The 24985-nt window shown below is 56.3% G+C and carries 35 protein-coding genes; 2 read left to right on the top strand and 33 right to left on the bottom strand.

Going from position 1 to position 24985, the window contains the following annotated elements:
- Nucleotides 1–125 precede the first annotated feature (125 nt).
- The 5 genes from AC2FJW_RS05210 to AC2FJW_RS05230 all read right to left on the bottom strand — a co-directional run bounded on the left by AC2FJW_RS05210 (nucleotide 126) and on the right by AC2FJW_RS05230 (nucleotide 5359).
- Nucleotides 126–833 carry an ATP12 family chaperone protein gene (locus AC2FJW_RS05210; protein WP_496749417.1) on the bottom strand — a complete coding sequence of 236 codons (708 nt, stop codon included), beginning with the start codon at nucleotides 831–833 and terminating at the stop codon, nucleotides 126–128.
- Between the two features lie 4 nt (nucleotides 834–837).
- Nucleotides 838–1509: an HAD-IA family hydrolase gene (locus AC2FJW_RS05215; RefSeq protein WP_496749418.1), complete on the bottom strand. Its 672-nt coding sequence runs from the start codon at nucleotides 1507–1509 to the stop codon at nucleotides 838–840.
- A complete protein-coding gene (locus AC2FJW_RS05220; RefSeq protein WP_142639807.1) occupies nucleotides 1506–2549 on the bottom strand; it encodes an RluA family pseudouridine synthase in 1044 nt (347 codons plus the stop codon). The genes AC2FJW_RS05215 and AC2FJW_RS05220 overlap by 4 nt, the downstream gene beginning before the upstream one ends.
- Nucleotides 2550–2658: 109 nt before the next feature.
- Nucleotides 2659–3972, bottom strand: a complete 1314-nt coding sequence (locus tag AC2FJW_RS05225) for a replication-associated recombination protein A (protein ID WP_496749419.1) — start codon at nucleotides 3970–3972, stop codon at nucleotides 2659–2661.
- A gap of 4 nt (nucleotides 3973–3976) precedes the next feature.
- Complete coding sequence (locus AC2FJW_RS05230) at nucleotides 3977–5359, bottom strand: trypsin-like peptidase domain-containing protein (RefSeq protein ID WP_281973751.1); 1383 nt, start codon at nucleotides 5357–5359, stop codon at nucleotides 3977–3979.
- 657 nt (nucleotides 5360–6016) lie between these two features.
- On the opposite strand from AC2FJW_RS05230, the gene AC2FJW_RS05235 reads away from it, so the two are divergent.
- Nucleotides 6017–6619 (top strand): TetR/AcrR family transcriptional regulator, encoded by a 603-nt coding sequence (locus AC2FJW_RS05235; RefSeq protein ID WP_496694392.1) that lies wholly within the window; start codon nucleotides 6017–6019, stop codon nucleotides 6617–6619.
- A 104-nt stretch (nucleotides 6620–6723) separates the two neighbouring features.
- On the opposite strand, the gene rplQ is transcribed toward AC2FJW_RS05235, so the two are convergent.
- The 8 genes from rplQ to AC2FJW_RS05275 all read right to left on the bottom strand — a co-directional run bounded on the left by rplQ (nucleotide 6724) and on the right by AC2FJW_RS05275 (nucleotide 12659).
- Entirely contained in the window at nucleotides 6724–7146 is a 423-nt protein-coding gene (rplQ, locus tag AC2FJW_RS05240; protein ID WP_142639761.1) for a 50S ribosomal protein L17, read from the bottom strand.
- Nucleotides 7147–7263: 117 nt separating this feature from the next.
- Nucleotides 7264–8280: a DNA-directed RNA polymerase subunit alpha gene (locus AC2FJW_RS05245; protein ID WP_281995981.1), complete on the bottom strand. Its 1017-nt coding sequence runs from the start codon at nucleotides 8278–8280 to the stop codon at nucleotides 7264–7266.
- A gap of 115 nt (nucleotides 8281–8395) precedes the next feature.
- Nucleotides 8396–8785 carry a 30S ribosomal protein S11 gene (gene rpsK, locus AC2FJW_RS05250; protein ID WP_037311698.1) on the bottom strand — a complete coding sequence of 130 codons (390 nt, stop codon included), beginning with the start codon at nucleotides 8783–8785 and terminating at the stop codon, nucleotides 8396–8398.
- A 14-nt stretch (nucleotides 8786–8799) separates the two neighbouring features.
- Entirely contained in the window at nucleotides 8800–9168 is a 369-nt protein-coding gene (gene rpsM, locus AC2FJW_RS05255) for a 30S ribosomal protein S13 (protein ID WP_142639766.1), read from the bottom strand.
- A 200-nt stretch (nucleotides 9169–9368) separates the two neighbouring features.
- Nucleotides 9369–10013, bottom strand: coding sequence for an adenylate kinase (locus AC2FJW_RS05260; protein WP_142639768.1), 645 nt, complete (start codon nucleotides 10011–10013; stop codon nucleotides 9369–9371).
- Complete coding sequence (gene secY / locus AC2FJW_RS05265; RefSeq protein ID WP_271951986.1) at nucleotides 10010–11374, bottom strand: preprotein translocase subunit SecY; 1365 nt, start codon at nucleotides 11372–11374, stop codon at nucleotides 10010–10012. The genes AC2FJW_RS05260 and secY overlap by 4 nt, the downstream gene beginning before the upstream one ends.
- 109 nt (nucleotides 11375–11483) lie before the next feature.
- On the bottom strand, nucleotides 11484–11957 hold the full coding sequence (rplO, locus tag AC2FJW_RS05270; protein WP_496749420.1) for a 50S ribosomal protein L15: 474 nt from the start codon (nucleotides 11955–11957) through the stop codon (nucleotides 11484–11486).
- Between the two features lie 489 nt (nucleotides 11958–12446).
- Nucleotides 12447–12659: a DUF1127 domain-containing protein gene (locus tag AC2FJW_RS05275; protein ID WP_496691902.1), complete on the bottom strand. Its 213-nt coding sequence runs from the start codon at nucleotides 12657–12659 to the stop codon at nucleotides 12447–12449.
- A 512-nt stretch (nucleotides 12660–13171) separates the two neighbouring features.
- Between AC2FJW_RS05275 and AC2FJW_RS05280 the strand changes: the two genes are divergently transcribed.
- A complete protein-coding gene (locus AC2FJW_RS05280) occupies nucleotides 13172–14167 on the top strand; it encodes a radical SAM/SPASM domain-containing protein (RefSeq protein WP_496749421.1) in 996 nt (331 codons plus the stop codon).
- Between the two features lie 140 nt (nucleotides 14168–14307).
- Here AC2FJW_RS05280 and rpmD read toward each other — a convergent pair whose 3' ends face one another.
- The 20 genes from rpmD to AC2FJW_RS05380 form a co-directional block, all read right to left on the bottom strand.
- Nucleotides 14308–14496 (bottom strand): 50S ribosomal protein L30, encoded by a 189-nt coding sequence (gene rpmD / locus AC2FJW_RS05285; RefSeq protein WP_008757946.1) that lies wholly within the window; start codon nucleotides 14494–14496, stop codon nucleotides 14308–14310.
- A gap of 12 nt (nucleotides 14497–14508) precedes the next feature.
- The gene (rpsE, locus tag AC2FJW_RS05290; protein ID WP_142639778.1) at nucleotides 14509–15078 is read right to left on the bottom strand and encodes a 30S ribosomal protein S5; all 570 of its coding nucleotides are present in this window, start codon (nucleotides 15076–15078) and stop codon (nucleotides 14509–14511) included.
- Nucleotides 15079–15194: 116 nt separating this feature from the next.
- On the bottom strand, nucleotides 15195–15554 hold the full coding sequence (rplR, locus tag AC2FJW_RS05295) for a 50S ribosomal protein L18 (protein ID WP_142639780.1): 360 nt from the start codon (nucleotides 15552–15554) through the stop codon (nucleotides 15195–15197).
- Nucleotides 15555–15565: 11 nt separating this feature from the next.
- Nucleotides 15566–16099: a 50S ribosomal protein L6 gene (gene rplF / locus AC2FJW_RS05300; RefSeq protein ID WP_058272374.1), complete on the bottom strand. Its 534-nt coding sequence runs from the start codon at nucleotides 16097–16099 to the stop codon at nucleotides 15566–15568.
- 12 nt (nucleotides 16100–16111) lie between these two features.
- Nucleotides 16112–16504 (bottom strand): 30S ribosomal protein S8, encoded by a 393-nt coding sequence (rpsH, locus tag AC2FJW_RS05305; RefSeq protein ID WP_142639782.1) that lies wholly within the window; start codon nucleotides 16502–16504, stop codon nucleotides 16112–16114.
- Between the two features lie 13 nt (nucleotides 16505–16517).
- Nucleotides 16518–16823, bottom strand: coding sequence for a 30S ribosomal protein S14 (gene rpsN / locus AC2FJW_RS05310; protein WP_142639784.1), 306 nt, complete (start codon nucleotides 16821–16823; stop codon nucleotides 16518–16520).
- Between the two features lie 19 nt (nucleotides 16824–16842).
- Nucleotides 16843–17403 (bottom strand): 50S ribosomal protein L5, encoded by a 561-nt coding sequence (gene rplE, locus AC2FJW_RS05315; RefSeq protein WP_142639786.1) that lies wholly within the window; start codon nucleotides 17401–17403, stop codon nucleotides 16843–16845.
- Nucleotides 17396–17707 carry a 50S ribosomal protein L24 gene (gene rplX, locus AC2FJW_RS05320; RefSeq protein WP_142639787.1) on the bottom strand — a complete coding sequence of 104 codons (312 nt, stop codon included), beginning with the start codon at nucleotides 17705–17707 and terminating at the stop codon, nucleotides 17396–17398. The genes rplE and rplX overlap by 8 nt, the downstream gene beginning before the upstream one ends.
- 2 nt (nucleotides 17708–17709) lie before the next feature.
- The gene (gene rplN, locus AC2FJW_RS05325) at nucleotides 17710–18078 is read right to left on the bottom strand and encodes a 50S ribosomal protein L14 (protein ID WP_005621870.1); all 369 of its coding nucleotides are present in this window, start codon (nucleotides 18076–18078) and stop codon (nucleotides 17710–17712) included.
- 76 nt (nucleotides 18079–18154) lie between these two features.
- Entirely contained in the window at nucleotides 18155–18385 is a 231-nt protein-coding gene (gene rpsQ, locus AC2FJW_RS05330) for a 30S ribosomal protein S17 (protein WP_037311742.1), read from the bottom strand.
- 4 nt (nucleotides 18386–18389) lie between these two features.
- Nucleotides 18390–18596, bottom strand: a complete 207-nt coding sequence (rpmC, locus tag AC2FJW_RS05335; protein WP_074736205.1) for a 50S ribosomal protein L29 — start codon at nucleotides 18594–18596, stop codon at nucleotides 18390–18392.
- Nucleotides 18597–18840: 244 nt separating this feature from the next.
- Nucleotides 18841–19452 carry a hypothetical protein gene (locus tag AC2FJW_RS05340; protein ID WP_142639789.1) on the bottom strand — a complete coding sequence of 204 codons (612 nt, stop codon included), beginning with the start codon at nucleotides 19450–19452 and terminating at the stop codon, nucleotides 18841–18843.
- A 171-nt stretch (nucleotides 19453–19623) separates the two neighbouring features.
- The gene (locus tag AC2FJW_RS05345) at nucleotides 19624–19830 is read right to left on the bottom strand and encodes a cold-shock protein (protein WP_010437077.1); all 207 of its coding nucleotides are present in this window, start codon (nucleotides 19828–19830) and stop codon (nucleotides 19624–19626) included.
- Between the two features lie 203 nt (nucleotides 19831–20033).
- Nucleotides 20034–20654: a 2OG-Fe(II) oxygenase family protein gene (locus AC2FJW_RS05350; RefSeq protein WP_496749422.1), complete on the bottom strand. Its 621-nt coding sequence runs from the start codon at nucleotides 20652–20654 to the stop codon at nucleotides 20034–20036.
- A 142-nt stretch (nucleotides 20655–20796) separates the two neighbouring features.
- Nucleotides 20797–21210, bottom strand: coding sequence for a 50S ribosomal protein L16 (rplP, locus tag AC2FJW_RS05355; RefSeq protein WP_085823145.1), 414 nt, complete (start codon nucleotides 21208–21210; stop codon nucleotides 20797–20799).
- Between the two features lie 12 nt (nucleotides 21211–21222).
- Nucleotides 21223–21933 carry a 30S ribosomal protein S3 gene (gene rpsC, locus AC2FJW_RS05360; protein WP_037311761.1) on the bottom strand — a complete coding sequence of 237 codons (711 nt, stop codon included), beginning with the start codon at nucleotides 21931–21933 and terminating at the stop codon, nucleotides 21223–21225.
- Nucleotides 21933–22313, bottom strand: a complete 381-nt coding sequence (gene rplV / locus AC2FJW_RS05365; protein WP_039538267.1) for a 50S ribosomal protein L22 — start codon at nucleotides 22311–22313, stop codon at nucleotides 21933–21935. The genes rpsC and rplV overlap by 1 nt, the downstream gene beginning before the upstream one ends.
- 3 nt (nucleotides 22314–22316) lie before the next feature.
- Entirely contained in the window at nucleotides 22317–22595 is a 279-nt protein-coding gene (gene rpsS / locus AC2FJW_RS05370) for a 30S ribosomal protein S19 (RefSeq protein ID WP_005980699.1), read from the bottom strand.
- A 3-nt stretch (nucleotides 22596–22598) separates the two neighbouring features.
- On the bottom strand, nucleotides 22599–23441 hold the full coding sequence (rplB, locus tag AC2FJW_RS05375) for a 50S ribosomal protein L2 (RefSeq protein ID WP_271951974.1): 843 nt from the start codon (nucleotides 23439–23441) through the stop codon (nucleotides 22599–22601).
- Between the two features lie 1362 nt (nucleotides 23442–24803).
- A complete protein-coding gene (locus tag AC2FJW_RS05380) occupies nucleotides 24804–24980 on the bottom strand; it encodes a hypothetical protein (protein ID WP_176797675.1) in 177 nt (58 codons plus the stop codon).
- Nucleotides 24981–24985 lie beyond the last annotated feature (5 nt).

Genomic DNA, 24985 nt, shown 5'->3' on the forward strand with positions numbered 1-24985 from the left:
TGTCTCCCCTTTAGTGCGCACGAGTTTGGTCGCATTCATAAACAAACGTCAAGGGTCGGATCAGGGAAAACGATGGATCAACTCACAGATGTCCATCAGAGCGGTAAAAATTCAGAAATCTAAGATCAATCAGAGACGTCGTAGAAGCGTTTAGCGTGTAAAAATGCAGAACGTTTGACTTCGGCTGCTTCATGCGCCTCGTCGTCATGGCCCCATTGTTCGATTTGCCACAGCTCGTCCAACCGCGAAATCCGCCAGATCTCTTGCGCATCACACCAATCGGAAGTGGCCGCAAACCCAAGGATCAACGAGCCCGAAAGGCTGACCAGATCGTGAAAGGCAGCCAGTTGGAAGTTGTTGAAATCATGCACTCGTCGGCGCAACTGTTCCAGCGCCGCCACGTCTTGCGGCTGATGCAGGATACCTGTGACGGGCTGCAGGCGAACCGACATGGCTTCCGCGGCCCAGTCCAACACCGGGTCCCACTGCTCAGCTTGCCGCTGCTGCAACTCTTGCGGGTGGGCGGCGCGATAGCACAGCAAATCCGAATCGCCATAATCGGCCAGCATGTCTGCAACTTCGGCGTGCTGAATCTGTACCTTGTCGATGGCTGCATTGGCCGAACGCGTGTAGGGCATCGTCCCTGGGTCAACCTGTTCTTCCTGCGCGTCCCATTCGGCCGCAACGGCCTGAGCCATCGGCAAGGTCGGCAGGATCAGTCCGGCCCGCGCAGGTGTTTTGACCCGACGACCGTCCAGTTCGACCGTAAATCCGCCATCGGCCTCGACCACCTGACATGCAGTCCAAAATCGTTTCGGTTTCCAGTCACTCATGTCTTCAGGTCCAGATATCGTCCAGTGCGCCCGGCAACTGGTCAAACGTTTCGATAATACGAGAGGCAGCGGCCAGGGCAGGCCGTTCGTGATACCCCCAGGTGACGCCAATTCCCGTGACACCGGCGGCGGCGGCCATATCCATGTCGAATCGGGTATCCCCGATCATGACAGTATCAACCGCATCGACGCCGGTTTCGGCCCGTGCCGTGTCGATCATCGAAGGATGCGGTTTTGACGGGTGGTGATCTGCGACCTGCCGGGTCACGAAATAGCCTTGCAGACCGTGACCTTCGATCAAAGCATCCAGACCACGTTGCGATTTGCCTGTCGCCACGCCCAGCAACATCTCGGGGATTGCATGCAGTGCCTCGATAACCTCACGGGCTCCGGGGTAGAGCGGCGAACTGGCCATTCCCTGTTCCAGCCGATGTGCGTGATAGGCCTGTTTATAGCCCTCTACCAACCGCGCCTGATCCACAGCAGAACACTCGGGCACCAACTGCGCCATGGCTTGTGGCAGAGATAATCCGACTATGGACAAGATCCCCGCCCTATCCGGTACCGGAAGAGACAAGGCATCAAAGCTGGCGGTCATGGCCGCGATAATGCTGCCTTGGCTATCGACCAGGGTACCGTCCACATCAAATAGAACCAGACGCAAGGGTCTGCTCATTGCAGAGACTCGAACGGATCATCCGCGGCCAGGTCTTCGGCCCATCCGAATGTGTCCCAGCTGTGTTTCATGTGATCAGGCAAGGGTGCGGTAACAGTGATCTTCTTACGCGTCACCGGGTGCTGAAACGAAGCCTGCCGTGCATGCAGGTGCAGCTTTTTGCTGATCACACCGCCCAACTGCGCACCCCAGCCATCGCCAAGGTTCTCTTGACCCGAACCGCCGTATTTTCCATCCCCGATGATTGGGTGCCCAATCGCTGCCATATGCGCACGCAACTGATGGGTGCGGCCGGTGATCGGCTCCATCGCGACCCAGGCGGCGCGTCCGGCCACGCGGTATAGCGTAGCGTAAAGTGTATGGGCCCGCTTCGCTCCTGGCGTGTCGTTGATTTCGTTCAGATGAACGGGGATCATCTTTTCGCCCTCGCCCTGGCTGCCATGGCCCGGGGCCTTGACCAAACCGGTCTTGATCTCGCCCAGATAAGGGGTCGGCACCCCAGCGACCAGGGCCCAATATATCTTGCGCGTGTCCCGGTGACGGAAAGCGGCGGTCAGTGCTTTGGCGGCCTCGCGTGTGCGGGCCAGCAACAGCACGCCCGAGGTATCCTTGTCCAGTCGGTGCACCAATCGGGGGTTTTCGTCATATCCAAAGCGCAGCGCCTCGGACAGGCCGTCCACATGCCGGGTCTGGCCGCTGCCGCCTTGCACCGGCAAGCCTTGCGGTTTGTTCAGCGCGATCACGTGATCATCACGATAAATCACGCAAGCCTGCATCATCTTGGCATCCGCATCTGTGATCCGCGGTTTCACCTCGACCGGTTTGTGGTCCGCATCCGGCAGAGGTGGCACGCGTACAACCTGGCCGACCTCAAGCCGGGTCGAGGCCTTGGCCCGTCCGCCATCCACACGCAGTTCGCCCTTGCGGCACATTTTCTCGATGCGCCCCTGGCTGACATGCGGAAACAGACGCCGCAGCCAGCGGTCCACCCGCTGATCGCCATCCCCATCCGCAACCGTAATCATCTGCACGCCACTCATGCCATTGCCCCTTGCGCCGCGCGGCAGACCCGCCCGGACCACGCTGTAAACATTGTCCCAGAAAACATGCGCGTCTGTCGCGCGCATCGGCCAAAGAGTCAAGCCGGTGCTAGTCTGGTTTCCGTTGCGAGCGCAGCTTGGCAAAGTAGTCCAGCCGTTTCTTCAGCTCACGTTCAAACCCACGCTCGACAGGTTGATACAGAACAGAGCGCGATATGGACTCGGGAAAGTAGTTCTGCCCAGAAAACCCATCCTCGGCATCGTGATCATAAGCATAGCCCGCACCATAGCCCTGATCTTTCATCAAAGAGGTCGGTGCATTCAGAATATGTTTGGGCGGCGGCTCACTACCTGATTGCTTGGCCAGACGCATCGCGGCCTTGTAGCCCACATAGGCTCCGTTCGATTTCGGAGCCAGAGCCAGATAGACCAGCGCCTGCGCCAAAGCCAACTCGCCTTCGGGACTGCCCAGCCGCTCATAGGTTTCCCATGACTGCAGACAGATCGCCTGAGCCTGCGGATCAGCCAGACCAATGTCCTCGACCGCCATTCGCGTGATCCGGCGTGCCAGATACCTTGGGTCCTCGCCTCCCGTCAGCATTCGCGCGAACCAGTACAGGGCGGCATCGGGGTCGGACCCCCGCACCGATTTATGCAGGGCCGAGATCAGGTTGTAATGCTCATCCCCCGACTTGTCGTATTTCGCAGCACGGCGCATGAGCCGGGTCGACAAAGCGTCAGTGTCTAGCGGGCCATCCACTTTCCACGCGGCCACCTGTTCGATCAGGTTCAACAGCGCTCGTCCGTCACCATCGGCCATTTCCTGCAGCGCATCACGGGCCGCAGGGGCCAACGGCAACCCGCGGTCCAATTCCTGTTCAGCGCGCTGCGTCAGACGCTCAAGATCAGCCAGGCTGAGCCGTTCCAGCACCAGCACTTGTGCCCGACTGAGCACAGCGGCGTTCAACTCGAACGATGGATTTTCCGTGGTCGCACCGACCAGGAGGATCGTGCCATCCTCCATATGCGGCAGAAACCCGTCCTGCTGCGCCTTGTTGAAGCGATGGATTTCGTCAACGAACAGCAACGTCCCCTGCCCGTTCTGACGCCGGATCTTCGCAGCTTCGAACACTTTCTTCAGGTCGGGTACACCAGTAAAGATGGCACTGATCTGCACAAAATGCAGGTCCGTCTCTTGCGCCAAAAGCCGCGCGATCGTGGTCTTGCCGACACCGGGCGGCCCCCAGAATATCAGGCTCGACAGACTGCCCGAGGCCAGCATCACGCCCAAAGGCGCATCCGGGCCCAACACCTGTTCCTGCCCGATCACCTCGGCCAGCGTTTGCGGGCGCAATCTGTCGGCCAGCGGGCGATGTACAGGTGGCGCAGGGTCAGGTGACCCGGTATCGAAAAGGTCACTCATCCGGTCACAGCCTGAACCGCAAGGAAACCGGCCGCCCGCCCCTGAGGATATCCAGATTGATCCGACGCCCCGGATCGGTCAGCGCCTTCACGACATCAGCAGGTCGCTCGACCCGCGCGCCGTTTATCCCATCGACCACATCGCCCGGACGCAGCCCGGACCGACCGCCATAGCGGCCGGCGTCGACCACAACCACCCCCGTCTGCGACAGCAAAAGCCCCAGCCGCGCGATAACAGCAGGGTTGATCCGCGACACGGTCAGGCCTGGCATCACGGTTTCATCGTTCAGCGTCGTCACTTCCGCTGCCGGAACCTCGGGCGCTTTGACCAAAGCGACCTCAAGTTCAGCTCGGTCCTCGCCGCGCAGTCGCGTCACCACCGACGTGCCGCCCACACCGGCCACTGACATGCGGAATTTCATCTCTGCCGGCGAGTTCACCTCATCCCCGTCGACATGGGTCACGACGTCCCCAACCTGCAACCCTGCCTCGGCCAACGGGCTGAGCGCATGGAGATCCGAAATCACCACACCCTGCGGGATGACCAAGCCCAGAGACTCAGCGATATCCGCACTCATGTGCTGCCCTGCCATTCCGGCCCAGGGGCTGACAAAACTGTCATTGCCGGCCTGCGCTTGCCGCAGGAATTCGGCAACCAGATTGGCAGGGATGGCAAAGCCGATCCCGTTCGATCCGCCAGAACGTGTCAGGATCGAGGTGTTGATGCCAATCAGATCACCGTTTACATCGATCAGCGCCCCGCCCGAATTGCCGGGATTGATCGCCGCGTCCGTCTGAATGAAATAGCCCCGCGCATTGCCCGTCGCCGTACCGGTCCGCGCCAGCCCCGAGATAATGCCCGATGAAACCGTCTGCCCGACGCCGAACGGGTTGCCGATGGCCAGAGCCAATTCACCCACCTCAACCAAATCGGAATCCCGCATGTCGATCGAAGGCAACGCCTCGGCATCTTTCAGACGCAGAATGGCGATGTCGCTTTCCTGATCGCCCAGAACCACCTCGGCCGAAAACTCGCGCCGGTCCGTCGTGACGACCCGTATTTCTGTCGCTGAACCAACAACATGATAGTTAGAGACCACATAACCGTCATCCGTCAGGATCACACCCGACCCCAGCGAATTCTGAACGCGCGGTCGCGGTTCGCCAAAGCCGCCGCCAAAGAAATCCTGAAAGAACGGGTCAGAGAACAGTGAATTCGAGCGCCCTTCGCGTACGATCTTGGCGTAGATATTCACCACAGCCGGCGCGGCCTGTTTCACCACCGGCGCAAACCCTAGGCTGATTTCGGCCTGAGAACGTGGCACCCTGGTTTCCGCCGCGGCAGAGGCAGACAAAAGCGATAAAGCGAAGGCCGTGGCGCGAAGCATCATAGTTCCCGAAAATTTTTGGACTGTTTTGGATATGCGGCGCGATGTCTGGGTTTGCAAGCGCGGTATTGGAGTTTCTGCCAGACTTCAGTCATCACCACCCTTACAAGATAAAGCCAGTCCAGCCACATTTGACATGTCCGACCGCCTGACTACGACGTTCATAGTCAGACGGTTAGGTATTAGCTGAGCTGTCTCGGTTTCAAGCGAACCGATCTGTATGCCAAAACGACAAGCGTAAGTATGGCCCCCTGCCCTACGAGTACTGCGGGCCAGATCAGGGGAAACTGCGCGTCTGCGTACTTTTGCGGTCCGAAGGAAACCGAAGCAAGAAGTGCTGCTAAAAGTGTCAGGCATATACCGGCCTTTGTTTCCGTGGCGCCAAGGAGGATCGCAGCGCAGGCTGCGCTGAGTGCGGCTCCAATAAAAGGCGCGATCCCAAACAGTGGTGTAGCTGTGGGCGGATGTGGCGGTACTCCGGCATAGAGAGCACTCAGCATAACGATCTGCAAAACGATAAGTGTCAACAAAGCAGCATTGGCCGCCCGATCTTTCTCATAAATCAAATTCGCCTCCTTTTTCCGTAACAAAGTGTACGGTTGCGTTAAGCCGTAACCCAATGTACGGCTTAGTGTCAACACCATTCAGGAGGCCAGATTGAAAGATCACCTACGCACTGCCCGGCAGGAACAGATCGAAACAGCGGCTTATGAACTGCTCGCAGAAAAAGGTTTCGCGGGAACTTCGATGCTGAGCATCGCCAAACGTGCCCGCTGCTCAAACGAAACGCTCTACAACTGGTATGGCGATAAGCTTGGCTTGTTCCGCACCATGGTGTCACGAAACGCTGCGGAAGCAAAAACGTTGCTTGAAAACGCGCTTGCACAGCGTGAAGCCTCGATCGAAACACTCGACGCCTTTGGGCCGGTATTGCTGGATATCATATTGGGCGAGAAGGCAGTTTCTCTGAATCGCGCGGCCGCAGCTGACGCAACCGGCCAACTAGGTAAAGCCTTGTCAGAGGCGGGTCGGGAAACGATTTCCCCTCTCCTGGCACAGCTGTTTGAAGCTGCCAGAACCAATGGAGAGCTAATCAGCAGCGACGATATTTCGGACGTGGTTGATTTGTATTTGGGATTGTTGATTGGTGATCTTCAGATCCAGCGCGCGATCGGGCGCACAGAAAAGCCCGATCCGGGAACATTGGCAAGGCGCGCCGAAGCAGCAACCAGACATTTGCAAACGCTTCTCGGGCCCTGACTAAAGCTGACACATACCATGAGCAGAGCGGACTTGCGACTGGCTCCATAAGAAAAACCCCCGCGTCCGAGACACGGGGGTTTTCACATGAAAGCCAGGCTTTCTTATTCTTCGTCTGCGGCCTCTTCGGCGGCGGTACGCGCTTTGTCTGCAGCGCCTTTGGCGTCCAGATCGCGGTCAACGAATTCGATTATCGCCATCGGGGCCATGTCGCCATAGCGGAAGCCTGCTTTCAGGATCCGGACATAACCGCCCTGACGCTCGGCGTAACGGGGGCCCAGGATTTCAAACAGCTTTGCGACGTCTTTGTCTTCTTTCAGCTGCGATGCGGCCTGACGACGGGCGTGCAGGTCGCCGCGCTTGCCCAGAGTGATCAGTTTTTCAACGATCGGGCGCAGTTCTTTTGCCTTGGGCAGAGTTGTTTTGATCTGCTCATGTTCGATGAGCGAGCCAGCCATGTTCGCAAACAGAGCCTTGCGGTGCTCATGAGTACGGTTCAGGCGGCGGTAACCACGTGCGTGACGCATTTTCTAGTTCCTTCTTTAGCGTTTTGCTTTGTCTGGCCGGCGATGCGTGTCACCGACTCTCCTTGGGGCAAGATCGCCCTTGATTCCCCGGCAGCCCGGGCATTGGGGAAGACGCGCTTAAAACGCGTCTTCGAATTTCTTCGCCAGATCTTCGATGTTGTCGGGCGGCCAATCCTCGACATCCATGCCAAGGTGCAGACCCATGCCGGACAGCACTTCTTTGATCTCGTTCAGCGACTTGCGGCCAAAGTTCGGGGTGCGCAGCATCTCGGCTTCGGTCTTCTGGATCAGGTCGCCAATGTAGACGATGTTGTCGTTCTTCAGACAGTTTGCCGAACGGACCGACAGTTCCAACTCATCTACCTTCTTCAGCAGCAGCGGGTTGAACTCCAGACCATCATCCTCGTCCTGACGACCAGCCGCTTCCGGCTCATCGAAGTTGACGAAGATCGACAGCTGATCCTGCAGGATGCGTGCGGCATAGGCCAACGCGTCCTCGGGGGTGATCGAACCGTCAGTCTCAATCTTCAGGGTCAGCTTGTCATAGTCTAGAACCTGACCTTCACGCGTCGGCTGAACATCATAGGCGACCTTTTTAACCGGCGAATAGATCGCGTCGATCGGGATCAGGCCGATAGGTGCATCTTCTGGCTTGTTCTTTTCAGCCGAGACATAGCCCTTACCGGTGTTGACGGTCAGTTCCATGAACAGGTCGGCACCATCATCCAGGTGACAGATGACGTGATCGCGGTTCAGAACCTCGATGCCAGCGCTTTCGCTGATGTCCCCTGCGGTGACGATTGCCGGACCTTTTGCATTGATCGACAGACGCTTGGGGCCTTCGACCTCCATGCGCAGAGCGACCTGCTTGAGGTTCAGGATGATGTCGGTGACGTCTTCACGCACGCCCGCGACCGAGCTGAACTCGTGCAGGACGTTGTCGATCTGAACGCTGGTGATGGCCGCACCTTGCAGCGAGCTCATCAGAACGCGGCGCAGCGCGTTGCCCAGTGTCAGACCAAAGCCACGCTCCAGCGGTTCTGCAACCAGCGTTGCCTGGCGCGCAGGGTCGTTGCCCGGCTTGCTTTCCAGCTGGGTCGGCTTGATCAATTCTGCCCAATTCTTGTGGATCATGTAATCCCTCCATTCCTGTCCGCGCCCCATGACCAACAAGGTGCAGACGCCCGAGGTTCAAAATGACGTGCTGGGGCCGTGCGAAAATGCGGGCCCCAGCTCAATTCTAATTCGCTTAGACGCGGCGGCGTTTCGGCGGGCGACAGCCATTGTGAGCGATCGGCGTCACGTCGCGGATCGACGTGATGTTGAAGCCCACTGCAGCCAGTGCGCGCAGAGCCGATTCACGACCCGAACCGGGGCCCTGAACTTCGACTTCCAGCGTCTTGACGCCGTGATCCTGCGCCTTTTTACCTGCGTCTTCCGCAGCCATCTGAGCAGCATACGGTGTAGATTTACGCGACCCTTTGAACCCCATGGTCCCGGCCGACGACCATGCAATGGCGTTGCCTTGCACGTCCGAGATCAGGATCTTGGTATTGTTGAAGGTCGAATTCACATGGGCCACGCCCGATGCGATATTCTTGCGCTCTTTTTTCTTGGTACGAGTCTTTTCGCGTGCCATCGGTCAGACCCTCCTTATTTCTTCTTGCCAGCAATGGCCTTTGCGGGGCCTTTGCGGGTACGAGCGTTGGTATGGGTACGCTGACCGCGAACGGGCAGGTTACGACGATGACGCAGACCGCGGTAGCAACCCAAATCCATCAGGCGCTTGACGTTCATCTGAACTTCGCGACGCAGGTCACCTTCGACGGTGAAGTTTGCGTCGATATGTTCGCGGATGGCCAGAACTTCGGAATCCGACAGCTCATTGACGCGACGGTGCGCTTCAATGCCTACGGCTTCGCAGATGGCCTGCGCCGAGGTGTTGCCGATACCGGTGATATATGTGAGGGCGATAGGTACCCGCTTTGCAGTCGGGATGTTTACGCCGGCAATACGTGCCACGTGTCACTTTCCTTTTTGTTGCGGTTCCGTAGCTCCGGAACCTTTTTTCACAACACTTGACCGTGGCAGTGACGCCAGAGGGCCCAGTATTATTCGAGGTGGTCGGGGCAGTTAGGACGAATCCCGCCTGCGATCTTGATTCCCTTTAGGGATGGGGGTCGATATGGGCTTTTGCGCTTGGCGTCAAGGCCATATTGGAGCTAGCCGAGTACGGCCTCGATCGACGCAGTCACTTCCTTGATATCGGCCAACCCATTGACCGGGCGAAGATCGCCTTTGGCGTAGTAATAACCAATCAGCGGCGACGTCTTTTTGTAGTACTCCATCAACCGCGTGCGCAGGCTGTCTTCGTTGTCGTCGGCGCGACGCGTGAACTCTTTTTGCTCACCACAGTTGGTGCAGCGACCATCTGCCGGAATCGGCTTGGTCTTGTCATTGTAGACCTCGCCACAGCCCGAACAGGTCGAACGTGCGGTGATCCGATCCACCAGGGCATCGTCATCCACCCGCATCTCGATCACAGTGTGCAGTGACTGGCCCAACTTGGTCAGCAGAGCCGCCAATGCGTCGGCTTGTGCCAATGTGCGGGGGAAACCGTCAAAGATGAAACCGGCACCAGTTTCGGTGGTCAGCTTCTCTTCGATCAGGCCGATGACAATCTCATCGGTGACCAGCTTGCCGGCATCCATGATGGCTGCAACCTTCAGGCCCATCTCGGTGCCCGAGGTTTTGGCTTCGCGCAGCATGTCTCCGGTGCTCAGCTGCACCATGCCGCGTGTTTCAACAAGATGACGCGCTTGCGTTCCTTTACCCGCCCCCGGGGGGCCCAGAAGAATGATGTTCATCGACGAGCGGGTCCCTTCCTGCCGCGTTTCTTACCCTTCCCGCGCAGTTGGGACTTTTCGATAAGCCCTTCGTATTGATGCGCCAGCAGGTGGCTCTGAACCTGTTGGATCGTATCCATGGTCACAGAGACGATAATCAGAACCGAAGTACCACCGAAATAGAACGGAATAGCAAACTGGCCCCGCAGGATTTCAGGCAGCAAACAAACCGCCGCCAGATAAGCCGAACCCAGAACCAGAACGCGGTTGACCACGTATTCCAGATACTCGGCGGTTTTCTTACCCGGACGGATACCCGGCACAAAACCGTTCTGCTTTTTCAGGTTATCCGCCACGTCATCCGGTTTGAACGACACGTTGAACGTGTAGAAATAGGCAAAGAACACGATCATCGACGCAAAGAACAGCAGGTACAAAGGCTGACCGGGTCCAAAATTGGCCAGCAGCCAGGACATGATCGGCCCGTTGGTCGCACCCGATGAGAAGGTCGAGATCGTCACCGGCAGCAACAGCAAAGAGCTGGCGAAGATCGCCGGGATAACGCCAGCCGGGTTCACTTTGACCGGCAAGTGGCTCGAGCCGCCTTCATAGATCTTCATACCGGCCTGACGGCGCGGGTATTGAATATGGATCTTGCGCAAAGCGCGCTCCATGAACACCACAAAGGTGATCACGGCGATGACCATGACGATCACTCCGATGATCACTGCGGGGCTGATTGCGCCACTGCGGCCACTTGCGAAGAACTGAGCCAACGCTGCCGGAACCTCGGCGATGATGCCGACGAAAATAATCAGAGAGATACCGTTGCCGATGCCGCGCGCGGTGATCTGCTCACCCAGCCACATCAGGAACATGGTGCCGCCAACCAGTGTAATCATAGTCGACAGACGGAAATAAAGGCCCGGATCGGTCGCCAAATCGCCAGACTCCAGCGAAACGGCCAAGCCATAGGCCTGAACCGTGGCCAGCGCCACGGTGCCGAAACGGGTATATTGGTTGATCTTCTTACGACCCTGCTCGCCTTCTTTCTTGAGCTGTTCGAGCGCGGGAACCATCGAGGTCAGCAGCTGAATGATGATCGACGCCGAAATGTAGGGCATGATACCGAGGGCAAAGATACCCATCCGCCCCAGCGCCCCGCCGGTGAACATCGAAACCATGCCGCCGATGCCCTGCCCCGCTTGCTCCATGAACTCACGCAGGGCCTGTCCGTCAATGCCCGGCACCGGGATAAAGGTGCCCAGACGATAGACGATCAACAAACCCAGCGTGAACAGGATGCGGTTGCGCAGATCGGTGGCTTTGCCCAAAGCAGCCCAGCTAGTGTTGGCTGCCATTTGTTCTGCTGCTGATACCATAAATCGGTCTCTCTTATGAAAACACCGCCCGGAACCGTTTTCCGGCTCGGGCGGCGTCTTGGAAAACTCTGAGGTCTATGTAAGCGGGTCTTGGCCCGCTCACAAGCGCTTACTCTGCCGCAGCGGCTTTTGTGACCGTCAGTGAACCGCCCGCTTTTTCGACTGCCTCAACGGCAGCTTTCGAAGCACCAGTTACTTCTAGGGTCACCTTGGCGCTGATTTCGCCTTTGGCCAGAACGCGGATACCGTCCAGTTTACGGCGAACCAGACCGGATGCAACCAGTGCGTCCTCGGTGATCGCGGCTTTGGCGTCCAGCTTACCGGCGTCGACGAATTTCTGGATCAGGCCCAGGTTAATAACGGCAAACTCCTTGCGGTTCGGCTTGTTAAAGCCACGCTTGGGCAGGCGCTGGTACAGCGGCATCTGGCCGCCTTCGTAGCCATTGATGGCCACACCCGAACGGGATTTCTGACCTTTGATACCACGGCCACCCATTTTACCTTTGCCGGAACCGGGACCACGGCCGACGCGGGTCCGTTTCGGTGTGGCGCCTGGGTTGTCGCGCAATTCATTCAGTTTCATTTCGCTTCTCCTTCGCCGGAAATGACCCCGAAGCGTGATGGGTCAAACACGGCATTTCTTGGTTTTGATTCTTGCGGCGCAGTACGCCACCGGAGCCCGATACAGCTTTGTGGCTGAGGATGCAAGTTTTGAAGTGAACAACGCCCAAACTGTCTAGCCTTCAGCATTTTGGATTGGCGCGTCCAGTGGACTAATCCGGTGTTTGGGCAGCCATGGAGGAATCCGATATGGGTCCGTTGTATATTCGATGAGCAGATCCAGCGCCGGGCAGTCTGACGGAATACCCAATACGCCAATCTGATAGTCTCGCACTGTGTCAGCCTCGTGATCGCGTTATTGGGACATAGCCCCCTCTAATAATTCTCATGGAAAATTTCCAAACGATCCACAATGCAGAGCGACCAATTTCACCGTGCCTGTGCCTTTCAAGCACGCAGAATCAAAAGAGGCGCCAAATGGCGCCTCGGTGTTGTTCAGCCTGCCAGGTTCTCAGCAGTAGACGTGCTTATGCGCAATATCACTTATATCGCACCGGCGGATACCAATGTCGTTCAGTTCACGATCAGTCAGGTTCTGAAGCTCTGAATAGGTGCGGCCGAATTCGGCGCGCAGGGCATAGGCCTCTTTCACGCGTGCGATCAGAGTTGCGATGCGGGCGGTCAGACCAAAGCCTTCGCGGGAAAAAGTTGCTGTGTTTGCCATTTCTATATTCCTTTCTAAACCGGAGCGTATTCTCCAGATTTCGTTTGCGTTCCTATTTGGGACAAAGCTCAAATAAGAACGCCAGATAACGCTAACAACAGAAGATTCGGTCTGGCCGGTATGCATTGGGGGAATGGCAATGAAAACACTGTTTAGACATCCCACTACAGGCTTTCGTTGAAATAGACCTGTGGATTTCTCGGCTAAAGATAAGATCTATCAAATTTATATATTTTAATATCTTTTTTCTTTTACGGACCCATATTTTCACTATTCTATCACATATCCGTGAACTATCGGGCTATTTCGGCCTGTTTTACCATTTTCGCCTCGCACGTTTAGGGCGTCCTCGACTTCATGAATGAGGATACTCCATGCCTTTGGTTTCAAGCGTTATTAGAAGGTTGCGCTGGATTCAGCGCCGTCCTTCCTTGAAGCAATCGGCAAACCTGTTGCGCAACGTTCGGGGCTATCTTCTTCACTCTCAACAAGCCGCCCCGCTGCCGTCACTGGTGAAAATTGATATTTCGCCGCTGTGCTCACTAGCCTGTCCACATTGCGTCCATGCGAACCCGTCCCGACGCAACCGGCCATTACTCAGCGATCAGAATTTCGGAAAGCAGGACAAACTCAGCCTTCAGCAGTACCGGCATATCATTGGCCAGATCAAAGATCGCGCGCTTGGTGTAAGCCTGTTCTACTATGGCGATCCTCTGGCACACCCGGACCTCAACGACATGATCCGGGCCACGACCGCAGCCGGTTTGGAAAGCCATATCACCACCCATTTCAGCTATCGGCTAAAAGCCGAGAGGATTCATGACCTGGTCGATGCCGGGCTTAGCCATATCACAATCTCAGTTGATGGCGCGACGCAGGAAAGCTTTCAGGTTACCCGTGTTCGCGGACGCCTGGATTTCGTTCTGAACAACCTGCGACTACTGGCTGGCTATAAAAAGAGGAAGGGTCTGAAATCTCCGTTCGTAGAAATACAGCATATCTCTTTCCCCCATCACGCCGAGGATGAACTGGATCAGGTCAAGGCCATCGTAGACGAGATTGGTATCGACGCCTTTACCACGTTTGAAGGGCTACGGTTCGATGCAAATGGAGATCTGTACAACGTCGTAGACGACGATCCCGATCGGATTGAAAATGGCCCGCCCCTGTCATCATCCCTCACCCCAAGGTGCCATTGGCCCCACAGCAGCACGGTCATTCGCTTTGATGGCGATGTGATTCCCTGCTGTCTCTGGCGATCCGGCCGCCAATATGTTTCCGACAAGAACCGTGATCCGCATGTGTTGGGAAATGTTTTCGACCAACCACTTGAAACCATCTGGAACAACGAAAAATACAAAGCTCTGCGCCGGCAGGTCTGGAACCCGCGTGCTCATTCCAAACGCGAAGCAGCAGCCAGTTTTTGCGATGGATGCCCCAGGCTGTACGAAAAACCAGGCAGAGAACCCCCGTTGCGCCATGAAGTCGACATTGAGTTTGCAGAATAAAAGACGCTCGGGTCATAGCCGAGTTTGCGCCGAGGCACTGAACAACACCATATGATGAGCCGGAAAAAAGACGACCGGCCAAACAAGAAAACGCCCCCGATCAGATCGGAGGCGTTTTTAAGTCTTCAAAGAACTCGCGATTAGCCGCGTTCTTCGATGATCTCTACCAGATGCGGGATCTTGTTGACCATGCCGCGGACCGAAGGAGTATCCTCCAGCTCACGGGTTTTGTGCATCTTGTTCAAGCCCAGACCGATCAGGGTCGCGCGCTGTTCGGCGGGGCGGCGGATCGGGGAACCGATCTGCTTGACGACGATGGTTTTTGCCATGGGTCGCTCTCCTTATGCTTCTGCTTCAGCAGCAACAGGCGCTTCGTCCCGCTTGGGCAGGATGTCAGCAACTTTCTTGCCGCGACGCTGTGCAACCGAACGCGGGCTCTGCTCTTTTTGCAGGCCGTTGATGGTGGCGCGGATCATGTTGTACGGGTTCTGCGAGCCCAACGACTTGGACACAACGTCCTTGACGCCCAGCATTTCGAACACAGCACGCATCGGACCACCGGCGATGATACCAGTACCTTCAGGTGCCGAGCGCATAACCACTTTACCGGCGCCGTGACGGCCTTCGATATCGTGGTGCAGGGTCCGACCTTCGCGGAGCTGCACGCGGATCATCTGACGCTTGGCTTGTTCAGTTGCCTTACGGATGGCCTCGGGTACTTCTTTTGCTTTACCCTTGCCAAAGCCGACGCGGCCTTTCTGATCGCCGACAACCACCAGAGCGGCGAAGCCAAAGCGCTTACCACCTTTTACGGTTTTCGACACGCGGTTGATCGCGACCAGACGGTCTGCGAATTCCGGAGTTTCGTCGCGGTCGCGGCCACGGCCCCGACGGTTTTCACGTTCTGCCATTTGGCATCCCTTTTCTCATGTGGCGCATTGCGGCGCCGTTGTTTCAATCCAAGTGAGCCTCGACTATTGCCGAGGCCCCCGGATCATCGGGGCAGCTGAGGCGCTGCCCGCAAGTCTTAGATCTTCAGACCACCTTCACGCGCAGCGTCGGCGACAGCCTTCACTTTGCCGTGGAACAGGAAGCCGCCACGATCGAAATAAGCCTCTTCGACGCCTGCCTTCTTGGCACGCTCGGCGATGGCTGCGCCCACTTTCGTAGCCGCTTCGACGTTGTTTGTGCCAACTACACCCAGATCTTTTTCCAGGGTCGAGGCCGAGGCCAGGGTCACACCACGAACGTCGTCGATCAGCTGAGCGCTGATGTTCTTGTTCGAACGGTGAACCGACAGGCGTACACGACCTGCATTGACCTTGCGAAGTTTGTTCCGAACGCGCAGGCGGCGCTTCAGAAACAGGGTTCTTTTGCTGTTTGCCATTGTTTGCGTCCTTACTTCTTCTTGCCTTCTTTGCGGAAGATGAATTCGCCCTTATAGCGGATACCCTTGCCTTTATACGGCTCGGGACGGCGCCATTCGCGGATTTTCGCCGCGACTTCGCCCACCTGCTGTTGGTCGTTACCTTCCACAATGATCACGGTCTGCTTCGGTGCGGTGATGGTGACACCTTCCGGAGCAACGAAATCAACGTCGTGGCTGTAGCCCAGGTTCAGCTTCAGGGTGTTACCCTGCATCTGAGCCCGGTAACCAACACCCTGAATCTCCAGCTCTTTTTTGAAGCCTTCGGTCACACCGGTTACCAGATTGGCAACCATGGTGCGGCTCATGCCCCATTGCTGACGGGCACGCTTGGACATGCCACGCGGGTTGATTTGAACCACATTGTCTTCGACCGACAGCGTAACGTCATCAGTCGCGGTGAAGCTGCGGGCACCTTTCGGGCCTTTGACTTCGATGGTCTGGCCGGAAACCGAGGCGGTTACACCGCTGGGCAGTTCGACCGGACGTTTACCAATACGAGACATTGACAGACCTCCTTAGAAGACGGTGCAGAGCACTTCGCCGCCAACATTGTTGGAGCGTGCATTCTGGTCCGACATCACACCTTTCGGAGTGCTGACAATCGACACACCCAGACCCTGACGGACCTGCGGGATGTCATTGACGCCCATGTATACGCGACGACCGGGCTTGGAGACCCGCTTGAGTTCGCGAATGACAGGGGTGCCTTCGTAGTATTTCAGGCTGATTTCGATGGCCGGATGACCGTTTTCACCAGTCATCTTTTCGTAGCCACGGATGTAACCTTCGTCCGCCAGCACGTCCAGAACCCAGGCGCGCAGTTTCGACGCCGGAGTGTTTACAGTGGACTTGCCGCGCATTTGCGCGTTGCGGATACGGGTGAGCATATCGCCGATAGGATCGTTCATATCTATGTCTCCCTTACCAGCTCGATTTCACCATGCCGGGGATCTGACCTGCAGAACCCAGCTCGCGCAGCATGATACGGCTGACCTTCAGCTTACGATAGTAAGCATGAGGACGACCTGTCAGCTGACAGCGGTTGTGAAGACGAGTTGCCGAGCTGTTGCGCGGCAGTTTCGCCAGTTTCAGACGCGCTTTGAAACGCTCTTCCATCGGCTTGCTCTCGTCATTCGCGATTTCTTTCAGCTCGGCACGCTTTGCGGCATATTTGGCCACCAGGCGTTCGCGCTTCTTCTCGCGTTCGATCATTGCTTTTTTAGCCATGTCTCAATCCTCCCGGCGCTTAAGCGTTGAACGGCATGTTGAACGCTTTCAACAGGCTTTTCGCTTCAGCGTCGGTTTTCGCTGTGGTGGCAATTACGATATCCAGGCCCCAGACCTCGTCGACCTTGTCGAAGTCGATTTCCGGGAACACGATGTGCTCTTTCATGCCCATGGCAAAGTTGCCACGACCATCGAAAGAAGGCTTAACACCGCGGAAGTCACGAACGCGCGGCAGCGCGATGGTGATCAGACGATCCAGGAATTCATACATCCGGTCACCGCGCAGGGTAACTTTCGCACCCAGCGGCATGTCTTCACGGACGCGGAAACCCGCGATCGACTTCTTCGCCAGTGTTGCAACAGCCTTTTGGCCTGCAATCGCGGTCAGATCTTCAACAGCGGCTTTCGCCTTCTTCGAGTCTCTGACGGCCTCTGCACCACAACCGATGTTCAGAACGATCTTTTCCAGCTTGGGCAGCTGCATATCGCTCTTGTAACCGAACTCTTCTTTCAAAGCGGCACGGATGGTTTCAGCGTACTGAGCTTTCAGACGCGGGGTGTAGGTTGCGGTATCAAGCATCGATCACGTCCCCCGTGGTCTTGGCAAAACGAACCTTCTTGTCACCTTCCATGCGGAAGCCAACGCGGGTTGCTTTACCGTTTTTGTCCAGCAGAGCCAGGTTCGACAGCTCAATCGGGTTTGCCTGAGGCAGGCGACCACCTTGCGAGGTCTGCGACTGGCGGGTGTGGCGAATGGCGATGTTCACGCCATCAACAACGGCTTTACCGGCTTTCGGGTCGACCGAGGTGATAGTTCCCTCTTTGCCCTTGTCCTTGCCAGCCAGCACGACGACCTTGTCGCCTTTGCGGAGTTTAGCAGCCATGATTACAGCACCTCCGGAGCAAGCGAGATGATTTTCATGAAGTTCTTCGCGCGCAGTTCACGAACAACAGGGCCAAAGATACGAGTACCTACAGGCTCGTTGTTGTTGTTCAGAATGACGGCGGCGTTGCGATCGAAACGGATCGCGGTGCCGTCTTCACGACGGACTTCTTTGGCGGTGCGTACGACGACGGCCTTACGGACGTCACCTTTCTTTACGCGGCCGCGTGGGATGGCTTCCTTCACCGAGACGACAATGATGTCGCCTACAGAGGCGTATTTACGCTTGGAACCACCCAGGACCTTGATGCACTGAACTCGGCGTGCGCCGGAGTTGTCAGCGACATCCAGATTGGTCTGCATCTGGATCATGTGGTTTCTCCCGACCTGTGGGGGCTGGTCTTGTTAGATCCCCCAGGGTTTCGACAAATGGGAAAATCCCAGAGGCTTACGCTTCCAGAACTTCCCAACGTTTCGTCTTCGATTTCGGCGCGCATTCGATGATGCGAACTGTATCGCCGACCTTGAAGGCGTTCTTTTCATCGTGAGCCCGGTATTTCTTGGACTTACGGATGGTTTTCTTCAGAACCGGATGCGTAAAGCGGCGCTCGACGGATACGGTTACAGTCTGTGCGTTGGCATCGCTCGTTACGGTGCCGGAAAGGATACGCTTAGGCATAGGATTACTCCTCCGATGCCGCAGCAGCGGCCTTTTCGTTCAGGATGGTTTTAACGCGGGCGGCGTTGCGGCGGGCCGCTTTGATGCCAGCGGTGCTTTCCATCTGACCGGTTGCCTGTTGAAAGCGCAGGTTAAAGCTTTCTTTCTTCAGGTTGGCCAGTTCCTCGCGGAGCTGGTCAGGGGTCTTGTCACGCAGTTCTTGGGCGTTCATCGCCTTTTCCTTTGCTCAAAACACCAGAAGGCCCCTATGCAGGGTCACCTTTGACCTGGTGGATGAATGATAGACATACGAATCCCCCGACTCGGCCGGGGGAACGCAAGATGCCGCTCTATAGGGGGTTCTGGGGTGGGTGGCAAGGGAAAGTATGGAGGATTGATCGAGAGGCCGTTTTTAGCGCTCTGCTCACTTGAGCAACCAGCGACGGGCACGAGATGTTTGAACCGAATTTGGAAGCCTATTCGCTCTTGGAGCGAATTCCATCGAAACCTCTTCCCCAAACCAATCCAGAGTTCGGCAGCATATGCGCCTGCTTCAAAACTATCTTTAGCTCTGGAGAATACAGCACCTTTACCGTTCGTTCGTCATCCCCTGATACATGCTCACGCACCAGAACTTCCCAAACTTTGTATTTACACGTTCCAACCCGTTCAATTCGATTTTTCTGGAACTCAACCGTTACAGTGCCGAGTAAGGCTTCTTTATCGCCATCTTGTATCGTGAAGCCTGACTGCCACTCTTTTTGCTGCTCTAGGTCATCTAAGGAACTAACTGATTGCTCGTATGAACGCTTTGAGGCGGTGAACTTCATAAAGGTCTCGCCGAACAGCAAAGGATGCGCGTAGTGGCTAGCGAAACCTATGCGCCTAGAGTCTTCGGTTCTCAACTCAACGACAAACCCCGTCTCAACAACGGTTTGAACTCGTAAAAGCCATGTTCCGCCATAGTCCAACCAGACGCCTTTACCGACATCTACACGGGTTGGGCACGTCGCAAGTGCAGGTGCGACGGCCAACGCCAAAAAAAGTGAAACCGCTAGTACAACCTTTGCTGGTTTTGGCGCGCCCATGGTTTACTCCCACAAAATAGAAAAGCTGGCATTAATCCCGCCACCCTAGGCCTCGTTGACAGGTGCGTTGAATGCACCAGCCATTACAGCATGTAGACATCCCACTCACAAACGCAAAACGCGGCCTCGTTTGCACGAGACCGCGTCTTCAACTGTCTAAGTCTGAGTGACTTACGCCAGAGCGATGTTCACAGCCGACTCACGACCGTCACGGCCGGGTTCGATGTCGAACGTTACTTTCTGGTCGTCGGCCAGGCCGGTCAGACCCGAGCGCTCGACAGCAGAGATGTGTACAAACACGTCTTTGCCACCGGTCTCCGGTGCGATGAAGCCAAAACCTTTAGTTGTGTTGAACCATTTTACGGTGCCGTTGGCCATATCCGTAGTCTCCTAGTAAATTGCTGTCCGCGGAATTGCGACAGCGCGGCGTTGTCGGTCTGGATCGAAAGACTGAACGCCGATATTCGGGAGACAGTGGTCGAAAAAGAAAAACGTAAGCGCCCTCCACATCGTTTATCTGACGACACAATGCAAGAACTTTTCACACATTCCTTTGAATCAGAGTCCCTTAAACGACCGTGCTAGTCCCATTTATAGTTAAAGCTGACGGAAATCCGCTCATCCTCGGCCATGTTCATCGGCACCTCGTGGCGCAACCAGCTCTCCCATAGCAAAACATCTCCAACCAGAGGCTTCACATAAATGAAAGGCTGCAGGTCCCGACGGCCCCCTTTCATACGCGTGGGCGCTGCCATCATCCGGCCCGAGCGCGGGTCTTCAAGCTTCAGCGCGCTAGCACCTTCGGGCATCGAAACATAAGTCGTGCCCGAGATCACGCTATGTGGGTGCAGGTGGCTGGAGTGCATTCCGCCCTCGGGCAAAATGTTGATCCAAAGGTCTTCAAGCTTTAGTTCACCCTCACCCAGATCAAACTCCAGATCCTTAGCAAAAGCTGCAACGTGCTGGTCCAGCACCTTAACCAGATCGGCAAAGATCGGGAACCGCCAGGGCAGATCGGTCAGCGAGGCATAGCTGGTGTAGCCGGGATAGCCGTTTTCTTCGCACCATTCCTGCCCGGCCTCATCATCCTCGGCGATGACAAGACAGGAGCTTTCCAGCTCCTCCGGGTCGATCTTGGGATCAAACTCGGACAAAGCTGCGCGATAAAGACGGGTGACAAAAAGTGATTCAATCTGTGCCATGGGCCTGTCTTAAACCAGCCTCTCGATGAAGGCGATGGGTGTTTTGCGAGGCTGTGGCGGAGCAACGCCCTCAAACCAAAAACCCCCGCCGGTTTCCCGACGGGGGTCAATCTTGTCACGAGCGGGGTCGCCCCCGGGTCGCTTACCAGTCTTCGCGAACCACGACGCGAGTCTTGATCGGCAGCTTCATCGCAGCCAGGCGCAGGGCCTCGCGGGCGATGTCGTCATTGACGCCGTCGATTTCGAACATCACGCGGCCAGGCTTGACTTTGCATGCCCAGCGGTCGACCGAACCTTTACCTTTACCCATACGAACTTCGATCGGCTTAGCCGTAACCGGAGTGTCGGGGAAGATGCGGATCCAGACACGGCCCTGACGCTTCATGTGACGCGTCATGGCACGACGTGCAGCTTCGATCTGGCGTGCAGTTACACGCTCAGGCTCAAGAGCTTTCAGTCCATAGGTGCCAAAGTTTAGATCAGAGCCGCCCTTGGCTTCACCCTTGATCCGGCCTTTGTGCATCTTGCGGAATTTAGTACGCTTTGGTTGAAGCATATCTTTCCCTCCTTAGCGACGACCGCCACCAGCACCACGAGGTGCAGGGCCGTCCTGGAGTTCCTGTGCTTTACGGTCACGTGCCTGCGGATCGTGCTCCATGATCTCACCTTTGAAGATCCAGACCTTGATCCCGATGATCCCATAAGGAGTCATCGCTTCGGCTTGTGCGTAATCGATGTCGGCGCGCAGCGTGTGCAGAGGCACACGGCCTTCGCGGTACCACTCGGTCCGTGCGATTTCGGCGCCACCCAGACGGCCAGCGACGTTCACCCGGATACCCAGAGAGCCCATACGCATGGCGTTCTGAACAGACCGCTTCATCGCGCGACGGAACGAAACCCGGCGCTCCAGCTGCTGAGCGATAGACTCGGCAACCAGCTGTGCGTCAAGCTCGGGCTTGCGCACTTCGACGATGTTCAGGTGCAATTCGCTGTCTGTCATCAGGGCGATTTTCTTGCGCAGAACTTCAATGTCCGCGCCTTTCTTGCCGATGATGACACCCGGACGTGCAGTGTGGATCGTAACGCGGCACTTCTTGTGCGGACGTTCGATGATCACACGGGCGATGCCGGCTTGCTTGCACTCTTTGTTGATGAACTCACGGATCTTCAGATCTTCCAGCAGAAGATCACCGTAGTCCTTGGTGTCGGCGTACCAGCGGCTGTCCCAGGTGCGGTTCACCTGAAGGCGCATGCCGATCGGATTTACTTTATGACCCATTAGGCTTGCTCCTCAACTTGACGCACCTTGATGGTGATCTCCGAGAACGGCTTCATGATCTTGCCGAAACGGCCACGGGCCCGGGGGCGACCGCGTTTCATGACTAGGTTCTTACCAACCCATGCTTCGGCAACGATCAGCTCGTCGACGTCCAGGTTGTGGTTGTTCTCAGCGTTGGCGATTGCGGACTGCAGGCACTTTTTGACGTCCTGCGCGACACGCTTGTTCGAGAAAGTCAGGTCGGTCAGAGCCTTCTCAACTTTCTTGCCGCGGATCATCTGCGCAACCAGGTTCAGTTTCTGCGGGCTGGTACGGAGCATGCGCGTTTTCGCCATTGCTTCGTTTTCAGCCACGCGGCGGGGGTTCTTTTCCTTGCCCATGACTTACTTCCGCTTCGCTTTTTTGTCAGCGGCGTGACCGTAATAGGTGCGAGTCGGCGAATACTCACCGAACTTCTGACCGATCATGTCTTCCGAGACGTTGACGGGGATATGCTTCTGGCCGTTGTACACACCAAAGGTCAGACCCACGAACTGGGGCAGAATGGTGGAACGACGCGACCAGATCTTGATGACTTCGTTGCGGCCCGACTCGCGCGCTGCTTCGGCTTTTTTCAGCACGTAAGCATCGACGAAAGGACCCTTCCAAACAGAGCGAGACATGGATTAACGTCCCTTCTTCTTGGCGTGCCGCGAGCGGATGATCAGCTTCTGGGACGCTTTGTTTTTGTTGCGAGTACGCTTACCCTTGGTGTCCTTACCCCAAGGCGTAACCGGTGTACGGCCACCCGAGGTACGGCCTTCACCACCACCGTGCGGGTGATCGATCGGGTTCATTGCGACACCACGAACCGACGGACGCACGCCTTTGTGGCGCATACGACCGGCTTTACCGAGGTTCTGGTTGCTGTTGTCGGGGTTGGACACGGCACCAACGGTGGCCATGCATTCCTGACGAACCATGCGCAGCTCGCCCGAGCTCAGACGGATCTGAGCATAACCGCCATCGCGGCCTACGAATTGCGCGTAAGTACCGGCCGCACGTGCGATCTGACCGCCTTTACCAGGCTTCATCTCGATGTTGTGGACAATGGTACCAATAGGCATACCCGAGAACGGCATAGCGTTGCCCGGCTTGATGTCGGCCTTGGCCGAAGCCACAACCTTGTCACCAATAGCCAGACGCTGCGGAGCCAGGATATATGCCTGCTCGCCGTCTTCGTATTTTACCAGTGCGATGAACGCGGTCCGGTTCGGGTCATATTCGATCCGCTCGACGGTTGCCGCGACATCAAATTTATTCCGTTTGAAGTCAACGATCCGGTAGAGACGCTTTGCGCCACCGCCGCGGCGGCGTGAAGTGATCCGTCCGGTGTTGTTCCGGCCGCCCGATTTGGTCAAACCCTCAGTGAGAGACTTGACCGGACGTCCTTTCCAAAGCTCCGAACGGTCGATCAGCACCAGCCCGCGCTGGCCCGGCGTCGTCGGCTTGTACGACTTGAGTGCCATGCTTTCTGTCTTCCGTTTAGCAAGTGCGAGGCATTGCCCCGCTATGTGATAGGCCCCCGTAGGTGCCAAGGGTATAGGGCCCCGAAGGTCCCCGGTTACAAATATCAGAAGCCCCGGAACGAATCCGAGGCCGCAAGATTGGGTGCATATAGCCGTGTTGGGGGTGGGTGTCTATAGGGCAGTCTAAATTCGTTTCATCCAAAACTCCTGACCAAGAATAAGCTTCAAGGTATCAATCAGGTTTCTACATCTAGCAGTACTCTTCTACGTATTTGTTTCGTTTTTCCGGATAACCGCCGGGTGAGCTTGTGGAAGCGCACGCAATAGGTCACGCGCATTCCCATGCTGCCCCAAGGCTCTTCGCAACGCGTTCGGGCTATGTAAGCGAAACTCTTCCAAAGATAACATCACTCTCCAAACCTCCCTAGGTATTTTGAAACTTATAGTTCCATTGCGATTAGGAACGACGAGCGAAGGTCGATTAATTAAACGCTTGCCTAGCAAGCTGATGGCAATTTCTGAGTCGGGTATGATATTTACTGCCCTGTCTTCCTTTGCACGAGCTGCGCTAAGTTTCTCCACCTCACTTAGCTCTAGGTCCAACAGCTTTTTTTTGATCATTCGCCTTCGAAATGGAGCAGCAACAAATGTTGAGGCACTTCGGAGAAGCTTGAAGGTCCAACCACCAAACAAGAGCAGGCCCTTAATTACAGAGGTCAAAGCCAGACACCCAAAGAAAATGAATACCAACCACCCCAGCGGCAGTGCCCACGGCGGGAGCCCAGCAAATCGCTCAGGCCAATAATAATCAACTAGGAGTATTGTGCAGCTAACAGCTAGTACAGTCCATACGACCTTCGCTGGCGCCTCAACTACTGCTTTTACCCATTCAAAGTAGTTCAAATTAAGCGCCTCTGAATTCTTCGCCATTTATTAAATACGTAACATCGGTCTAAACGAGATAAACTAAAGTCACTTACAGGCACAACCGCACTGCCCATCTCGCCTCAACATCAGGGATGCTTCCAATTTCGCAACACGAATCCAGCGCGGAATCAAGGCCGAAGGCCGCCGCGCCAGTGACTGCCCGTCCCGGCGGGCTGGCGCTTGGGGACGTTTGCGCCTCGCTCTGAGGTTGGATGTATTTGGCACTATAAAGCGCGCAGATCAGTCGCTGCGGCGCCATCCCACGGGCAGTCACTGGCGCGGCTTGCGGATAGAGACAACAAAAAACCCGCTTTCGCGAGGGCCCAATATCTCTCTCCAAAGACGAGGCCGACCAGAGGCTGGCGAACACATCAATGGATGCCATTTTCCAGTGTTACACCAGAAGCCTCAACGCTCACCCATAGCCCCGCACGATCACTTCTTGTCGCGCGCGGCCTTCTCTTCTTTGGTCAGCTTGGCGTTCCAAACATTCTTGCTCAAACCCAGCTCAGCGGGCGCGGGTTTGGTTTTGCCGATGCTGACTTTGCCTCCTTTATCCAGGAACTCCTGAATAAGGGCCTCATCTGTTGTTTCTTTGGGGACATGTTTCATAAGAG

Source organism: Ruegeria sp. CDSA020, from assembly GCF_059612345.1.

Coding starts and splice junctions, on each gene's coding strand:
- AC2FJW_RS05210 (WP_496749417.1), bottom strand. CDS start 833: ATGAGTGACTGGAAACCGAAACGATTTTGGACTGCATGTCAGGTGGTC.
- AC2FJW_RS05215 (WP_496749418.1), bottom strand. CDS start 1,509: ATGAGCAGACCCTTGCGTCTGGTTCTATTTGATGTGGACGGTACCCTG.
- AC2FJW_RS05220 (WP_142639807.1), bottom strand. CDS start 2,549: ATGAGTGGCGTGCAGATGATTACGGTTGCGGATGGGGATGGCGATCAG.
- AC2FJW_RS05225 (WP_496749419.1), bottom strand. CDS start 3,972: ATGAGTGACCTTTTCGATACCGGGTCACCTGACCCTGCGCCACCTGTA.
- AC2FJW_RS05230 (WP_281973751.1), bottom strand. CDS start 5,359: ATGCTTCGCGCCACGGCCTTCGCTTTATCGCTTTTGTCTGCCTCTGCC.
- rplQ (WP_142639761.1), bottom strand. CDS start 7,146: ATGCGTCACGCACGTGGTTACCGCCGCCTGAACCGTACTCATGAGCAC.
- AC2FJW_RS05245 (WP_281995981.1), bottom strand. CDS start 8,280: ATGATCCACAAGAATTGGGCAGAATTGATCAAGCCGACCCAGCTGGAA.
- rpsK (WP_037311698.1), bottom strand. CDS start 8,785: ATGGCACGCGAAAAGACTCGTACCAAGAAAAAAGAGCGCAAGAATATC.
- AC2FJW_RS05260 (WP_142639768.1), bottom strand. CDS start 10,013: ATGAACATCATTCTTCTGGGCCCCCCGGGGGCGGGTAAAGGAACGCAA.
- secY (WP_271951986.1), bottom strand. CDS start 11,374: ATGGTATCAGCAGCAGAACAAATGGCAGCCAACACTAGCTGGGCTGCT.
- rplO (WP_496749420.1), bottom strand. CDS start 11,957: ATGAAACTGAATGAATTGCGCGACAACCCAGGCGCCACACCGAAACGG.
- AC2FJW_RS05275 (WP_496691902.1), bottom strand. CDS start 12,659: ATGGCAAACACAGCAACTTTTTCCCGCGAAGGCTTTGGTCTGACCGCC.
- rpmD (WP_008757946.1), bottom strand. CDS start 14,496: ATGGCAAAAACCATCGTCGTCAAGCAGATCGGTTCCCCGATCCGCCGC.
- rpsE (WP_142639778.1), bottom strand. CDS start 15,078: ATGGCAGAACGTGAAAACCGTCGGGGCCGTGGCCGCGACCGCGACGAA.
- rplR (WP_142639780.1), bottom strand. CDS start 15,554: ATGGCAAACAGCAAAAGAACCCTGTTTCTGAAGCGCCGCCTGCGCGTT.
- rplF (WP_058272374.1), bottom strand. CDS start 16,099: ATGTCTCGTATTGGTAAACGTCCGGTCGAACTGCCCAGCGGTGTAACC.
- rpsH (WP_142639782.1), bottom strand. CDS start 16,504: ATGAACGATCCTATCGGCGATATGCTCACCCGTATCCGCAACGCGCAA.
- rpsN (WP_142639784.1), bottom strand. CDS start 16,823: ATGGCTAAAAAAGCAATGATCGAACGCGAGAAGAAGCGCGAACGCCTG.
- rplE (WP_142639786.1), bottom strand. CDS start 17,403: ATGCTTGATACCGCAACCTACACCCCGCGTCTGAAAGCTCAGTACGCT.
- rplX (WP_142639787.1), bottom strand. CDS start 17,707: ATGGCTGCTAAACTCCGCAAAGGCGACAAGGTCGTCGTGCTGGCTGGC.
- rplN (WP_005621870.1), bottom strand. CDS start 18,078: ATGATCCAGATGCAGACCAATCTGGATGTCGCTGACAACTCCGGCGCA.
- rpsQ (WP_037311742.1), bottom strand. CDS start 18,385: ATGCCTAAGCGTATCCTTTCCGGCACCGTAACGAGCGATGCCAACGCA.
- rpmC (WP_074736205.1), bottom strand. CDS start 18,596: ATGAACGCCCAAGAACTGCGTGACAAGACCCCTGACCAGCTCCGCGAG.
- AC2FJW_RS05340 (WP_142639789.1), bottom strand. CDS start 19,452: ATGGGCGCGCCAAAACCAGCAAAGGTTGTACTAGCGGTTTCACTTTTT.
- AC2FJW_RS05345 (WP_010437077.1), bottom strand. CDS start 19,830: ATGGCCAACGGCACCGTAAAATGGTTCAACACAACTAAAGGTTTTGGC.
- AC2FJW_RS05350 (WP_496749422.1), bottom strand. CDS start 20,654: ATGGCACAGATTGAATCACTTTTTGTCACCCGTCTTTATCGCGCAGCT.
- rplP (WP_085823145.1), bottom strand. CDS start 21,210: ATGCTTCAACCAAAGCGTACTAAATTCCGCAAGATGCACAAAGGCCGG.
- rpsC (WP_037311761.1), bottom strand. CDS start 21,933: ATGGGTCATAAAGTAAATCCGATCGGCATGCGCCTTCAGGTGAACCGC.
- rplV (WP_039538267.1), bottom strand. CDS start 22,313: ATGGGCAAGGAAAAGAACCCCCGCCGCGTGGCTGAAAACGAAGCAATG.
- rpsS (WP_005980699.1), bottom strand. CDS start 22,595: ATGTCTCGCTCTGTTTGGAAGGGTCCTTTCGTCGATGCTTACGTGCTG.
- rplB (WP_271951974.1), bottom strand. CDS start 23,441: ATGGCACTCAAGTCGTACAAGCCGACGACGCCGGGCCAGCGCGGGCTG.
- AC2FJW_RS05380 (WP_176797675.1), bottom strand. CDS start 24,980: ATGAAACATGTCCCCAAAGAAACAACAGATGAGGCCCTTATTCAGGAG.